Annotated in this window: 15 protein-coding genes and 1 pseudogene; 5 read left to right on the top strand and 11 right to left on the bottom strand. The window is 56.0% G+C overall.

What is annotated here, in order from left to right; all coding sequences use genetic code 11:
* Nucleotides 1-14: 14 nt before the first annotated feature.
* The 10 genes and pseudogenes from AAC637_RS02465 to AAC637_RS02420 form a co-directional block, all read right to left on the bottom strand.
* Nucleotides 15-629: a TetR/AcrR family transcriptional regulator gene (locus AAC637_RS02465; protein WP_340302169.1), complete on the bottom strand. Its 615-nt coding sequence runs from the start codon at nt 627-629 to the stop codon at nt 15-17.
* Nucleotides 622-1,348 (bottom strand): annotated as a pseudogene (gene ppk2, locus AAC637_RS02460) (polyphosphate kinase 2). Before ppk2 ends, AAC637_RS02465 begins: the two are co-directional and overlap by 8 nt.
* A gap of 219 nt (nt 1,349-1,567) precedes the next feature.
* Nucleotides 1,568-2,515 carry a homoserine O-succinyltransferase gene (locus AAC637_RS02455; protein ID WP_340302168.1) on the bottom strand — a complete coding sequence of 316 codons (948 nt, stop codon included), beginning with the start codon at nt 2,513-2,515 and terminating at the stop codon, nt 1,568-1,570.
* A 34-nt stretch (nt 2,516-2,549) separates the two neighbouring features.
* Nucleotides 2,550-3,422: an ATPase gene (locus AAC637_RS02450; protein WP_340303127.1), complete on the bottom strand. Its 873-nt coding sequence runs from the start codon at nt 3,420-3,422 to the stop codon at nt 2,550-2,552.
* Nucleotides 3,423-3,514: 92 nt separating this feature from the next.
* A complete protein-coding gene (locus AAC637_RS02445) occupies nt 3,515-3,895 on the bottom strand; it encodes a hypothetical protein (RefSeq protein ID WP_340302167.1) in 381 nt (126 codons plus the stop codon).
* Nucleotides 3,861-4,208, bottom strand: coding sequence for a hypothetical protein (locus AAC637_RS02440; RefSeq protein WP_340302166.1), 348 nt, complete (start codon nt 4,206-4,208; stop codon nt 3,861-3,863). The genes AAC637_RS02445 and AAC637_RS02440 overlap by 35 nt, the downstream gene beginning before the upstream one ends.
* A complete protein-coding gene (locus AAC637_RS02435; protein ID WP_340302165.1) occupies nt 4,175-4,645 on the bottom strand; it encodes a hypothetical protein in 471 nt (156 codons plus the stop codon). The genes AAC637_RS02440 and AAC637_RS02435 overlap by 34 nt, the downstream gene beginning before the upstream one ends.
* 93 nt (nt 4,646-4,738) lie before the next feature.
* Nucleotides 4,739-5,635, bottom strand: a complete 897-nt coding sequence (locus AAC637_RS02430; protein ID WP_340302164.1) for a DMT family transporter — start codon at nt 5,633-5,635, stop codon at nt 4,739-4,741.
* An 87-nt stretch (nt 5,636-5,722) separates the two neighbouring features.
* Nucleotides 5,723-6,535, bottom strand: coding sequence for a nucleoside triphosphate pyrophosphohydrolase (gene mazG / locus AAC637_RS02425; RefSeq protein WP_340302163.1), 813 nt, complete (start codon nt 6,533-6,535; stop codon nt 5,723-5,725).
* Between the two features lie 11 nt (nt 6,536-6,546).
* The gene (locus tag AAC637_RS02420) at nt 6,547-7,074 is read right to left on the bottom strand and encodes a flavin reductase family protein (RefSeq protein WP_340302162.1); all 528 of its coding nucleotides are present in this window, start codon (nt 7,072-7,074) and stop codon (nt 6,547-6,549) included.
* Between the two features lie 136 nt (nt 7,075-7,210).
* Between AAC637_RS02420 and speB the strand changes: the two genes are divergently transcribed.
* Genes speB through ccmE form a run of 5 tightly spaced genes read left to right on the top strand, consistent with a single transcriptional unit; the run spans nt 7,211 to nt 11,447 of the window.
* Nucleotides 7,211-8,182 (top strand): agmatinase, encoded by a 972-nt coding sequence (gene speB / locus AAC637_RS02415; RefSeq protein ID WP_317654594.1) that lies wholly within the window; start codon nt 7,211-7,213, stop codon nt 8,180-8,182.
* On the top strand, nt 8,179-9,117 hold the full coding sequence (locus AAC637_RS02410) for a lysophospholipid acyltransferase family protein (RefSeq protein ID WP_340302161.1): 939 nt from the start codon (nt 8,179-8,181) through the stop codon (nt 9,115-9,117). Before speB ends, AAC637_RS02410 begins: the two co-directional genes overlap by 4 nt.
* Entirely contained in the window at nt 9,098-9,925 is an 828-nt protein-coding gene (locus AAC637_RS02405; protein WP_340302160.1) for a glutamate racemase, read from the top strand. Before AAC637_RS02410 ends, AAC637_RS02405 begins: the two co-directional genes overlap by 20 nt.
* 10 nt (nt 9,926-9,935) lie before the next feature.
* Nucleotides 9,936-10,964: an N-acetyl-gamma-glutamyl-phosphate reductase gene (argC, locus tag AAC637_RS02400; protein WP_340302159.1), complete on the top strand. Its 1,029-nt coding sequence runs from the start codon at nt 9,936-9,938 to the stop codon at nt 10,962-10,964.
* A gap of 39 nt (nt 10,965-11,003) precedes the next feature.
* Nucleotides 11,004-11,447, top strand: coding sequence for a cytochrome c maturation protein CcmE (gene ccmE, locus AAC637_RS02395; RefSeq protein WP_340302158.1), 444 nt, complete (start codon nt 11,004-11,006; stop codon nt 11,445-11,447).
* Nucleotides 11,448-11,457: 10 nt separating this feature from the next.
* Here the strand turns inward: ccmE and guaA are convergent, their stop codons facing one another.
* On the bottom strand, nt 11,458-13,041 hold the full coding sequence (guaA, locus tag AAC637_RS02390; RefSeq protein ID WP_340302157.1) for a glutamine-hydrolyzing GMP synthase: 1,584 nt from the start codon (nt 13,039-13,041) through the stop codon (nt 11,458-11,460).
* Nucleotides 13,042-13,113 lie beyond the last annotated feature (72 nt).

The raw sequence follows: 13,113 nt of genomic DNA, 5'->3' as shown, positions 1-13,113 counted from the left end.
TCTTGTGTCCTGCGCTAACAGTTTTTGTCGAGCAGGCCAAGACCGCGCAGATAAATCCCGATCCCCGCCTCAAGAAGGTCTTCGGGGGGGAAGGGGGCATTGCCGCCCTCGCGACCGCGCGCAAAGAGTTCGACCACCCCGTGGCTCATGGCCCAGATATGTGCGGTAAACATAGATGCAGGCGGGCGTCTGTCGGCGGGCAGTTGTGCGCTAAGTGCCTCGGCGGCCCGTTCCAAAATCGCGCGGGATCTTTCTGATGCACGGGCCAAGTCAGGATGGGCATTGGCCGAAAGGCCGCTTTCAAACATGGCCATGTAGTGACCAGGATAAGATTGCGCAAAACGCAAATAAGCGCGGCCCGTGGCCTCGAATGCGGCCAGAGGGGTAGATTTGCTGTTGAACGCGGCCTCCATCGCCTCGCGAAAGATCGCGTGACCTTGCAAGGCTGCCTCGGTGATCAATTCTTCACGGCCTTGAAAATGGCGATACACGGCGGCAGGGGTCACGCCCGCATCCTTGGCTGCCTCGGCCAAGGTAAAACCTGCAGGGCCTTTTTCGGTGATCAGCCGCAAAGCGGCCTCAACCAAGGCTTGACGCAAATTGCCGTGATGATAGCCCTGTTTACGCATTGTCCCCTTGATCTGTCCAAGCCTCAGGCCCGCCACTTATGGCAGGATCGGGGGCAGACGCAAGGTTGGGGTCTTTTTCTGGATACTCATACTGGCTGAGAATCTGTCGGATCACCGCCAAACGCGCGCGGCGTTTATCATCGGCACGGATCACATGCCACGGCGCTGTCGCGGTATCGGTGCGGGTCAGGGTTTCGCGGATCGCGGCGCTGTATTCGTGCCATTTCGCCAGACCATCGAAATCGATACGCGACAGTTTCCAATGTTTGAGCGGGTCATTTTCACGCGCCAAAAAGCGGCGCAGTTGTTCGGCACGGCCCAGATTGAGCCAGATTTTCGTCAGGCTGATCCCATCCTCAAGCAGCATAGCCTCGAACCGTGGGGCTTGGGCAAAAAAGGCCTCGCGTTGCGCGGACGTGCAAAACCCGAACACATGTTCCACAACGCCCCGATTATACCATGAGTGATCAAAGAGCCGAAATTGCCCGCGGCTTGGCAGATGCTGAATATAGCGTTGGAACTCCATTGCCCCGCTTCGGTTTCGCTGGGTTTCGACAAGGCCACAATTTGCGCCATCCGCGGGTTTAGGTTTTCCATGACGCGCGCAATCGCGCCACCCTTGCCTGCGGATCGCGCCCCTCGAAAATCACGGCAATCTGTTGCCCTGTTTCGCGCACCCATGCGTGAAATTTTGCCAGTTCGATTTGCAATGCGGTCATTTCAGCCATGTAGAGATTATTTTGCATCCGCGCAGCATAGGGATAAGTCGGATCAAGAATGTCGGAAGTCTCGGCCGTCTTTAGGGCCGCGCGGATCGCCTCGGGCGCATCGTCTTCAAAATAGCGCGTAATGGCGCCATCAAATGGTTTTCTATCAATCATGGCCAATTTCCCAGTGCAGATTGGGATGAATATAGGGACGCATCTTGCGCCCGCCTATCACCGCCGCAGATCGGTGCTGTCTTGACCAATGCGCGCCATATCAAAGGGTGTCGTCAGATAGATTTCCGAAATCCAATTGCCGAATAGAAGATGGGCATGGCTGCGCCAGCGGTTGAGCGGTTTTTGGCTTGGATCATCGTGAGGGAAGTAATTGACGGGAAGGGCGATACTGGCCCCGTCCACCTGCACATTGCCCAGATCACGTTGATATTCTTCGGCCAAGGTGGTGCTATCATATTCAAGATGATTGAAGATATAGAGCGCGCGATGTGCGCTGTCTTCGACCAAGGCAGGGCCCACCTCGGGACTGTCGAGCAAAACGGGCAGGCCCGCGGCCTCGATCTCGGGGCGGCGCATTTCCGTCCAACGGCTGACGGGCATCACCAAATCATCGGAGAACCCGCGCAAATAGGGACTGTCTGATTGCAGATTGCGATGCCGATAGCACCCGAATTGCTTTGCGGGCAGCATATGTTTTTTGACGCCGTGGAAATAATTGATCATAGCCATCCCGCCCCAGCAAATGCCAAAGGTGGAATGGACATTGGTTTGCGTCCATTCGAAGATTTCGCACAGCTCGGACCAATAGGTCACATCTTCGAAATCCAGATGCTCAATCGGCGCGCCTGTGATTATTAGGCCATCAAATTTTTGGTCGCGCACATCACGAAATGGCTGATAAAATTCGGCCATATGTTCCGCGGCGGTGTTCTTGGTTTCATGTTTGCTCATACGGATCAGCGAAAATTCCGTCTGCAACGGCGATGCGCCAATCAGGCGGGCAAATTGCGTCTCGGTCTGAATTTTCTTGGGCATCAGGTTCAAAAGCCCAATTTTCAATGGCCGAATATCTTGGCTTTCTGCCGCGCTGCGCCCCATGACCATCACCCCCTCATCCCGAAGGATGGAGAATGCAGGTAGGCTGGTTGGCAGGGTTATCGGCATTTGTCGATCCGTATCTTCAGCGCGAGAAGGGGATTTAGGTGATCTCGCCGCGCGCCTCAAGGGCAGAGGCGATCAAATCAATCACATCTTGGGCATCGGACACACGCGCCACATCTTCGGCGCTGACCCTCAGGCCCCAGTTTTTCGCCATGTCGCGATAGAGCGGCGCGCGATGATGCAAGGCCGCCGCATAAGTGTTTCGGATAAAGTCATCTGGATTGACCGCATCGGGCGACAGCCCTGTTTCTGCCAGATAGTCAGTCCATCGTGCGTTCAGAAATTGCGGTTGGTAATACATGGGCTTTGGCGCACGGGTGAAACGGCGGATCAATTCCTCAGTATGATCTTCGCTGCCTTCAATCCAAATCATCAGGCAATTTTGCGCAAGCGTGCGCAGCACCTCGTCTTGCGGGTCATTGGGGTCAACCACCTCGCAAATAGAGCCGCCTGTGTCGCAGACGAAATTGGCATATCCATAAAGGTCGCGCGCGCGGATGATAAAGCTGGGCGTGTCCAAAAGGGCGTTGATCTCAGCGCGCCGATGCAGCGCCTGACGGCGCATATATTCGTCAAACCCGACCCCACCCTTGGCAGGATCACCGGGTTTTCCGAGGAAGGTAGAGAGTGGCGCAAGATTGTTAAACGTGATGTTCGAACCGATATAAATCGAATCCGACTTCAGCAAATCTGCCAGAAACGGCACTTGCATTGCCTGACGTTTGAGATTGTCGACAATATGCTCGCCCATATAGGCGGTGCCAATGCGGTAATCGATGGAATAGTGGAACCAATCCCCAGCATCGCGTAGCAAATTGGCAAGCCGTGTCTTGCCAAGGCCTGACATCCCGAAAAAAAGAACCTGTTTTTGCGCCGCTGCACGCCAATCGCTTGCGGATTTATAAAGCATTTCCATAGGGCCTGCCGCCTTTGCCAAAGCCTTGTTTTGGCAGGTCTATCCCGAAAACCTGCCAAATTCCAATGGCGATTTTGTGCGCCGCCTTAAAAGCGATGGCTGAGACGGATCGTAACAAGCCTTGCCCTGTTTCCGTTGAACCGCGCAAAGGGCGTGGTTCCAAGCCCCGTTGTTGTGTCGTCAAATCGCACCTCAGAGAGGGCAAAGCCGATGGCCGCGCCGCTGCGCGTATATTCGGCCCCAAGCGTGAAGGCGTGCAGTCCATCAACAGGGGCAAGGTTGCTTGATAGGCCGCCCGTTTGCGGTTCTTGCGAATACAGGGCCGATATACCCCATTCCGCGCTCAGGCGATGCTTGACGCCCAAATCATAGCGCATGACATCATCGCGATAGGTGACCAATGCCCCTGCGGGATAGAGGTTTGGCCTGATCTCAAATCCCCATACGGCTTTGTTGGATTCGGCCAAAAAGGGCGGTGTTGGTCGCAATGCCCTGTTGAAAATCAAGGCTGAGGGTTGCGGGCATCTCAACGCCAAACCGCGTGTCGCTGAGGGCAGGGGTTGCGCCTGCCGCGCCCAATACTCGCCCCTCTTGGCCTGAAAATGTCAAATCAATCGGGCTGGTATAGCTAAGGGCAAGGCGGGTGCCGAATTCAGGGCGGCTATAGGCAATCCCCAAAACATAGCCAACGCCCGTATCGCTGTCGCCATCAAAGCGGTAGGAAAAGAAATTCGGCAAGCCTGCATTCAGCGAAACGTAAATATCACCATCCGATTGCAACAGGCGCAGACCACCATAAGCAAAGGCGTTTGGGCGATGTCATAGGACAAAAGCGCCGTGATCGCACGGCTTTCCAATGTGGCAGTGGTGCCGTTCAGCGGATAGCCCGCCGCATTATAGGCGGTGTTGGCAGCATAGGGGGTGGTGATTTGCAAGGCCACGCCCATGCGATCACCCAAATCTTGCTTATATCCCAAATTCAGCGTGGTGCGGTTTTTCAGGACATTTTGTGCGTCCACGTTTGGTGCGGCGACAAGTGCGCCTGACACAGTAATATCGCGGCGCTGTGCGCTAAATTCGGCATAACCGCCATCCTCGAACAGGATGAGAGGTGAGAATGTGGTTTGATCTAGGCCCCCTGCATGGGCGACTTGGCCAATGCACAGGCTGCATAAAAGTGAATAAACGGGTGCAAGCAACCAACGCTTACGGGTCATGATGGGTGTCCCTCCTACAATGATCCCCGTTGGAGATCATTAAGCGCAAGAACACTCTTTTTGTATATATAAAAAATGCCTAAAAAATTTAATTTAGCTGGTGGCGGATTTGCGGCGTTCTAGCCGCGCGGCGCCTGTAATATTGAGGTAATTCGCCCCGAAAATAAAGGCTGCCCCCAAAAGCACCAGTGGGTCAAGGGGTTCGGCATAGAGCATGACCCCAATCAGGGCAATCACAGGCAGGCGTACAAAATCCAGTGGCATCACCACCGAGGCGGGCGCGACACTGAGGGCGGATGTAAGGCAAAAATGCGCCACGAGCCCCGCAAAGCCGATCAAAACAATCCAAGCCACATTGCCCCCTGTCGGCAAGGCCATATCCCCATCGGCAAGGCTGCACACCAGTCCAAAGACCAGTTGCATCATCGTAAGATAAAACATGATGCAGGTGATGGTTTGGCTCTGCGTCAGGCGCTTGGTGAAAATCGCGGTGCTGGCAAAACAAAGCGCCGCCGCTGCGGCAATGATCATTCCCGCAGAGGGGGGCGCCACCCAAGGGCGCACGACAAGGAGGATGCCGATGAACCCCACAGCCGCTACAAACAGCTTGAGCCGCGTCAAACGCTCGCCCAAAAACAGGGCGGCCAAAAGCATGACCCAAAGCGGCGAGGTGAATTCAAGCGCGAAGACCTGCGCAAGTGGGATCACAGTGATCGCGTAAAACCACAGGTTTTGCCCCGCAAAATGAAAGATATTGCGCCCCATATGCATCGGCAGCTTGTCGCGTTTGACCTCGCCCCATTTGCCAAAGACCGTGGCAAGGATCGCAACCACCACACCCCCCACAGCCGAGCGATAGGCCATGATCTCGAACGTGTCCAATTCAAAGGAGACAGCGCGCCCCGCGATGGCCATTAGGGTAAAGGCGACAATCGCCCCCGTCATCCAGAGCGCCGCCAATGCGGGGCGCTGTTGGTTTGCTTGGCTCATCAGTGCACGCTTTCCTAGGTTAGGCGCCCCAAAATCGCGCCAAGGCAGGAAGGTAGCTAAAATCACAGGCTTGGCAAGATGGCGGCGTTACAGCCCCTTGGTCTTGGCCTCTTGCCACAGGGCTTCCATCTCTTCGAGGTTGGACTGATCTGCGCTGCGACCAACAGCCCGAAGTTCGTTTTCTATATAATTGAAACGGCAAGTGAATTTTTCATTCGCTTTGCGCAAGGCCGTTTCAGGGTCGACCTTGAGATGGCGCGCCAGATTGGCCATCACAAACAGCAAATCACCCATTTCTTCGGAAATTTTCTCTTGGGGGAGGGTCGCGCGCGCCTCGGCCAATTCGGCGGCTTCTTCGGCGATTTTATCGATCACCTGATCAATCTGTGGCCAATCAAACCCCACGCGTGCTGCCCGTTTTTGTAGTTTTTCCGCCCGCATCAAGGCGGGCAAGCCGAGTGCGACATCGGCCAAAACCCCCGTTTTCGCACGGGCGGCGCGCTCGCGGGCCTTGATCTTTTCCCAATCTTCGACCTGTTGGTCTGCGGATTTGTCGCGATTTTCTGCGCCAAACACATGTGGGTGGCGCGCGACCATCTTGTCGGAAATGTCGCGCAGAACATCGTCAAAGGTGAAATATCCCGCTTCTTCCGCCATTTGCGCATGATAGACCGATTGCAGAACCAGATCCCCCAATTCGCCGCGCAATTCGCCCCATGAACGGCGCGAAATTGCATCGGCCACCTCATAGGCCTCCTCAATCGTGTAGGGGGCAATACTGTCGAAATCTTGCTCGATATCCCAAGGGCAGCCCGCCTCTGGGTCGCGCAAGGCGCGCATGATCTCTAGAAGGCGGGCCATAGAACCGCCGCCATTTTCAATCAGATCACGATCATACATGGCGCATCCCTTTATTTGGTTTCGGGCGCAAGGGCGCGAAAGCGGCGTTTGTGGTAAATCAGCGGGTCGGTCTGATCGGAGAGGGTCACGGCGCGGACCACGCCGAAAATCACATGATGCGTCCCGATGGTGTCTGATTTTAATATGCTGCAATCAAAGGCGGCCAAAGCATCTGAGAAAACAGGCGCGCCCGTAGCAAGCGGGGCATAGGCCACTCCGTCAAAGCGCGCAGCCCCTGTGAGGCCATGCCGGCCTGCAAAAATTTCTGCTATCTTATCAGATCCTTGTCCGATGATATTGATGCAAAATGCGCCATTTTCCAGAATGACAGGCAGCGATGTCGAATTGGCATGAACGCAAATCAACATGGTTGGGCCAACGGCTTGGGTGTCTGGGTCTGCAGAAACGGAACTCATGGCTGAGACGGTCAAGCCGCCCAAACCTGCAACACCATCGGTGCTGACCACGCAGACGGAATTCGCGCAAAGGCTCATCGCGTCAATAAAATCTTGGCGCAATTTATCGGTCTGCTCGGTCATCTGCCCATCCTTTTTGATCTTTGGGGTAGATCTAGTCGAATTTCACCCTTGAGGCCAGTCGCCGCGGCGGGTTTGGCTTGAGTTTTTCCCAAAGCTGGAACAGAACGGATCAAGGACAGTAAGGGAGAGGCGCAAAATGGCGCTGGAAGATGCCAAAAGCCAAATTGATCTGGCCATTACGGCGGGATCGTTCAAAGGGCTTGCGTTTGAGAATGCGTTTTCTGGGGTGCCTTCTTTTTTGCGCCGCAAACTGTCTAAAGACCTATCGGGGGTGGATCTGGCTATTACAGGCATTCCCTTTGATCAGGCGGTGACGCATCGCGCAGGCACCCGATTTGGCCCGCGCGCCATCCGCGCCGCCTCAAGTTTGCAACCTTTTGATCCGCCCTTTGGGTGGGATGGTTTCTCGCCGCTTGAGGAATTTGCGATTGCCGATTACGGCGATATGGCGCTGGATTATGCGCAACCGGCGCAGACGCCTGCCGCAATTGAGGCGCATATCGCGGGAATATTGGCGCAAGGGGCGAATGTGATCAGCTTGGGCGGGGATCATTCCATCACCCTGCCGATTTTGCGCGCCCATGTGGCAAAATTCGGGCCCGTGGCGCTGCTGCAATTTGATGCCCATACCGACACATGGCCTGATGATGCGCCTGCGCGGGTGGATCATGGAACCTTCTGCTACAAGGCGGTGAAGGAAGGTTTGATTGATGTTCAGCGGTCAATCCATGTGGGTATTCGTACAGTGGTGGACGACAATCTTGGCATCGAGATCATCAGTGCCCAAGATGTGGCGCGGCGCGGTGTGGCGGATGTGATTTCAGCAATTCGCACGCGGCTTGGTGATGCGCCTGTCTATCTTTCCTTTGATATTGATGCGCTTGATCCGGCCCATGCCCCTGGAACAGGCACGCCCGTCTGGGGGGGCTTGAGCAGCCGTGAGGTGGCCTTGATCCTGCGCGGATTGGCGGGGATTAACCTAATCGGCGGCGATGTGGTTGAGGTTTCCCCCCCCTATGACACGGGCGAGATCACGGCGGTGGCTGCCGCCCATGTTGCGCTAGAGCTGATCTGCCTTTGGGGTTGGCCGAAGCGGGGGCATGGATGACAGAACATCCCCGCAAATTAATGCGCTATCAGGTGGCACGTGATATCACCTATGCGACCTCGGCGCAGACCCGAATGGGGCGTGCGGTGATACGTCTGTTGGAAAACACGACAGGGCGCCTGTCCTTGATCCGCCGTGCCGAAGGCTATGAGGATCAAGTGGCGGCAGGCCATGACTTTTGGCAGGTGATGTGCGATCGCTACGGCCTGAAGATCAACTATCACGGGGCAGGGCTAGAGGGCATCCCCGAGGCGGGGCCACTGATTTTGATTGCGAACCATCCGTTTGGCATTTTGGATGGGCTGATTATGGGTCATATCTTATCGCAGCGCCGTGGCGGGGATTTTCGTATTCTCGCGCATCAAATTTTCCGCAAGGCCCCCGATCTTGAGCGCATCATTCTGCCCGTCTCCTTCGATGAAACCAAAGAGGCGGTTGCGCAAAACATCACCACACGCAAGGCCGCGTTTTCCTATCTCGATCAAGGGGGCGCGATTGGCATTTTTCCTGGCGGCACAGTTTCGACTGCGGCCAAGCCCTTTGGCGTTCCGATGGATCCAGATTGGCGGGTCTTTACCGCGCGCATGGTTGCGCGTTCAGGGGCAACCGTGATCCCGATTTTCTTTAAAGGGCAGAATTCGCGTCTTTTCCAGATCATGAGCCATATCCATGTCACCTTGCGCATGGGGTTGCTGATCCGTGAATTTCGCAAACAGATGAAAGTGCCGCTTGAGGTGACTGTGGGCAGGCCAATTTCGCGGCAAGATATGGCAGCTCATCTGGACAATCCGCCCGCATTGATGGATTTTCTACGCAGCGAAACCTATCGCTTGAGCCAAACGCCGATTGACCCCCGCCTGCGCGGGTTTGAATTTGATCAAAAGCGTCTCGCCAAGCGGCATGAAAGGCAGGAAGATGGCGGTCGGCATATTTGACTCAGGCCTTGGCGGGCTGACAGTGTTGGATGCGGTCACGCGGCGATTGCCCGGTTTGCCGTTGGTATATTTTGGCGATAACGCGCACACGCCCTATGGGGTGCGGGATGCAGAAGATATCTACCACCTGACCACGCGCGGGGTGCAATGCCTGTTTGATCAAGGCTGTGATCTGGTGATTTTAGCCTGTAACACCGCCTCTGCTGCCGCGTTGCGGCGCATGCAGGAGGGGTGGGTTCCGAAAGACAAGCGCGTCCTTGGCGTGTTTGTGCCCCTGATTGAGGCGCTGACCGAGCGGCAGTGGGGGGATAACTCGCCCCCCCGCGAAGTTGCGATAAAACATGTGGCGCTTTTTGCTACGCCTGCAACTGTCTCAAGCCGCGCGTTTCAACGTGAATTGGCCTTTCGCGCCATTGGCGTTGATGTCGAAGCACAGCCCTGCGGCGGCTTAGTGGATGCGATTGAGATGGGCGATATGATCTTGGCCGAGGCTATGGTGCGCAGCCATGTTGAGGCGCTGTTGCGCCGTATGCCGCGCCCCGAGGCGGCCATTTTGGGCTGCACCCACTACCCGCTGGTTGAAGAGCATTTCCGCACTGCCCTTGGCCCTAATGTGGCCGTATACAGCCAGCCCAATCTGGTTGCCGAAAGTCTGGCCGATTATCTGACCCGCCGCCCTGAAATGGCCGGTGCGGGGGCCGAGACGAAGTTTTTGACAACAGGCGACCCGCAAAAAGTATCGAACAAGGCCACACAGTTTTTGCGCCGCAAGATTGCCTTTGAACAGGCAGAGCTTCCTGATGCATGAAAGAGATGGAATGATAAAGAATATCGCGATCCTAGGGGCCTCTGGATATACGGGCGCGGAATTGGTGCGGCTGATCGATGGGCATGGGGGCATGCGCATCGTGGCCCTGTCGGGCGAGCGCAAGGCGGGCATGGCGATGGGGGATGTGTTTCCCTTTCTGCGTCACTTAGATTTGCCCGTTCTTCAGAAAATCGAAGACATTGATTTCACGAATATTGATCTGGCCTTTTGCGCGCTGCCCCATGCGACCTCGCAGGCGGTGATCAAAGACCTGCCGCGCAATTTGAAAATTGTGGATCTCTCTGCGGATTTTCGTCTGCGCGATCCTGCAGCCTATGAAAAATGGTATGGCCAACCCCATGCCGCCCCAGAATTGCAGGCCGAAGCGGTCTATGGCCTGACCGAATTTTACCGCGATGAGATAGCAGCGGCGCGCCTTGTCGCAGGCACGGGCTGCAACGCGGCCACGGGGCAATATGCCTTGCGGCCTTTGATTTCGGCGGGGCTGATTGATCTTGATGAGATCATCATCAACATGGTGGTTGGCGTGTCGGGGGCAGGGCGTAGCCTAAAAGAAAACCTGCTTCATGCTGAACTCTCCGAAGGCACAAACCCCTATGGGGTGGGCGGCACGCATCGCCATTTGGGGGAATTCGATCAAGAATTCTCGGCCCTCGCAGGGCGCAAGGTTGAGGTGCAATTTACCCCCCACCTCGCCCCGTTTAACCGCGGGATCTTGGCCACGGTCTATGTCAAGGGCGAGGCTGAGGTGATTTACGACACATTGGCCGCGACCTATGCATCCGAGCCTTTCGTGCATGTGCTACCCTTTGGCGCAGCCCCCTCAACGCATGATGTGCGCGGCTCGAACCATGCCTATATAGGGGTGGCAAAAGATCGCCGCGCCGGCCGCGCGATTGTTTTTGCCGCGCTTGATAACCTGTGCAAAGGGTCATCGGGTCAAGCGATGCAAAACGCCAATCTGATGCTTGGGTTTGACGAAAAGCAAGGGTTAGAAAACCTCGCGCTTTTCCCATGATCCCGCGTGACGGCGTGATGAAATGATAGGTGTAAGACTATGCAAACATTGAAAAAAAGACGCCGTATTCAAATTGTGATGCTGGCTGTGTTTTTCCTTGGGGGCATGACCGCGTTGGTTGGGTATGGGTTTCGTGATGGCATCAATTTCTTCATGCCGCCCGCCGAGGTGGCCGAAAACCCGCCCGCAGCGAATAAAACCTTCCGCATCGGCGGTTTAGTCGAGGAGGGGACCTTGCGCCGTGGACAAGGGGCGACCATTACCTTCAACGTCACCGATGGCGCGGCCTCCATCCCTGTGTCTTACACGGGTGTTTTGCCAGATTTGTTTGGCGAGGGCGAAGGCATGGTTGGGACAGGCCGCCTGATTGATGGCGTGTTTGAAGCAACCGAAATCCTCGCCCGCCATGATGAGACCTATATGCCCGAAGAGGTGATTGACGCTCTGAAGGAACAAGGTGTGTATCAAGCACCCGAGAGTTAAGGCTCGCGCCTCACTCCCACTCAATCGTTCCGGGCGGTTTCGAGGTGATGTCATAGGTCACGCGGTTGATGCCCTTGACCTCATTGATGATACGGGTGGCGGTTTCGCCCAAGAAATCATGGCTAAAGGGGTAATAATCCGCTGTCATCCCATCAACTGATGTCACAGCACGCAGGGCGCAGGCGTAGTCATAGGTGCGGCCATCGCCCATCACACCCACGGTGCGCACGGGCAGGATCGCGACGAAGGCCTGCCAAATCTCGTCATAAAGCCCATGCTTACGGATTTGGTCGATATAAACCGCATCGGCCTTGCGCAGGATTTCTAGCTTTTCGCGCGTGATCTCACCGGGGCAACGGATCGCAAGACCAGGCCCAGGGAAGGGGTGGCGGCCGATGAAATGCGCGGGCAGACCCAGTTCACACCCCAAGGCGCGCACCTCGTCCTTGAACAATTCGCGCAAGGGTTCGACCAGTTTCAGACCCATCTTTTCGGGCAGGCCGCCCACATTATGATGGCTTTTGATCGTGACGCTTGGGCCGCCAGAAAAGCTGACGCTTTCAATGACATCGGGGTAAAGCGTGCCCTGCGCCAAAAAGGCGGCACCTTCGATGCCATCGGCATATTTCTGGAACACATCAATAAATAATTTTCCGATGGTTTTGCGCTTTACTTCGGGATCGCTGACCCCTTCGAGCGCACCAAGGAACAAATCCTGTTCTTGCGCGTGGATCACGGACAGGTTCATGTGGTCGCGGAACATCGTGACCACTTCCTCAGCCTCGCCCATGCGCAGCAGGCCATGATCGACAAAGACGCAAGTGAGCTGATCGCCAATGGCCTCATGGATGAGCGCTGCGGCGACCGAACTATCAACCCCGCCTGAGAGGCCGCAAATCACCTTTGCATCACCGACCTGTTCGCGGATGGCGGCGACCGCTTGGTCACGATAGCCCGCCATCGTCCAATCGCCGCGAAAACCTGCGATGGAGAGAAAATTCTTATAGAGCTGCGCGCCATTGGGGGTGTGATGCACCTCGGGGTGGAATTGCACCGCGTAAAAACGGCGGTTCACATCGGCGGTGATCGCAAAAGGCGCGCCTGGGGAAGTGCCAAGCACTTCGAACCCATCTGCAATTTTGCTGACATGATCGCCGTGGCTCATCCAAACCTGTTCGCGGCCATCCTCCGCGCTGAACCATCCATCCACAAAATCTGATTGGGCGGTGGTTTTTGTCACATAAGCGCGTCCAAATTCGGCGGTGGCGTGTTCGCCTGCCTCAACCGTGCCACCGAGATCCTGCATCATCACCTGCTGGCCATAGCAGATGCCCATGATCGGCACGCCCAGATCATACACGGCGCGCGGCGGGCGCGGGGATCCTTCGCGCATCACCGAATCTGGCCCGCCAGAGAAAATCACCGCCTTGGGGTCGAATTCCGCCAAAAACGCGGCATCGACATTTTGATAGGGGTGAATTTCGCAATACACATTTTGCTCGCGCAGGCGGCGGGCAATCAGTTGCGTCACTTGGCTGCCGAAATCAATGATCAGAAGCCGCTCATGGGATTGGGCAATGGGTTCTATCGTCATATGCTTCGCATAGGCGAGGCTTTGCGCGCACGCAAGAGCGCGAATGTCGCTTTCCCCTCGCAAATGGCGCAA

It is taken from the genome of Roseobacter sp. HKCCD7870 (assembly GCF_037830315.1).
Classification (GTDB): domain Bacteria; phylum Pseudomonadota; class Alphaproteobacteria; order Rhodobacterales; family Rhodobacteraceae; genus M30B80.
This window is presented reverse-complemented; position numbering and strand designations above follow the sequence as displayed.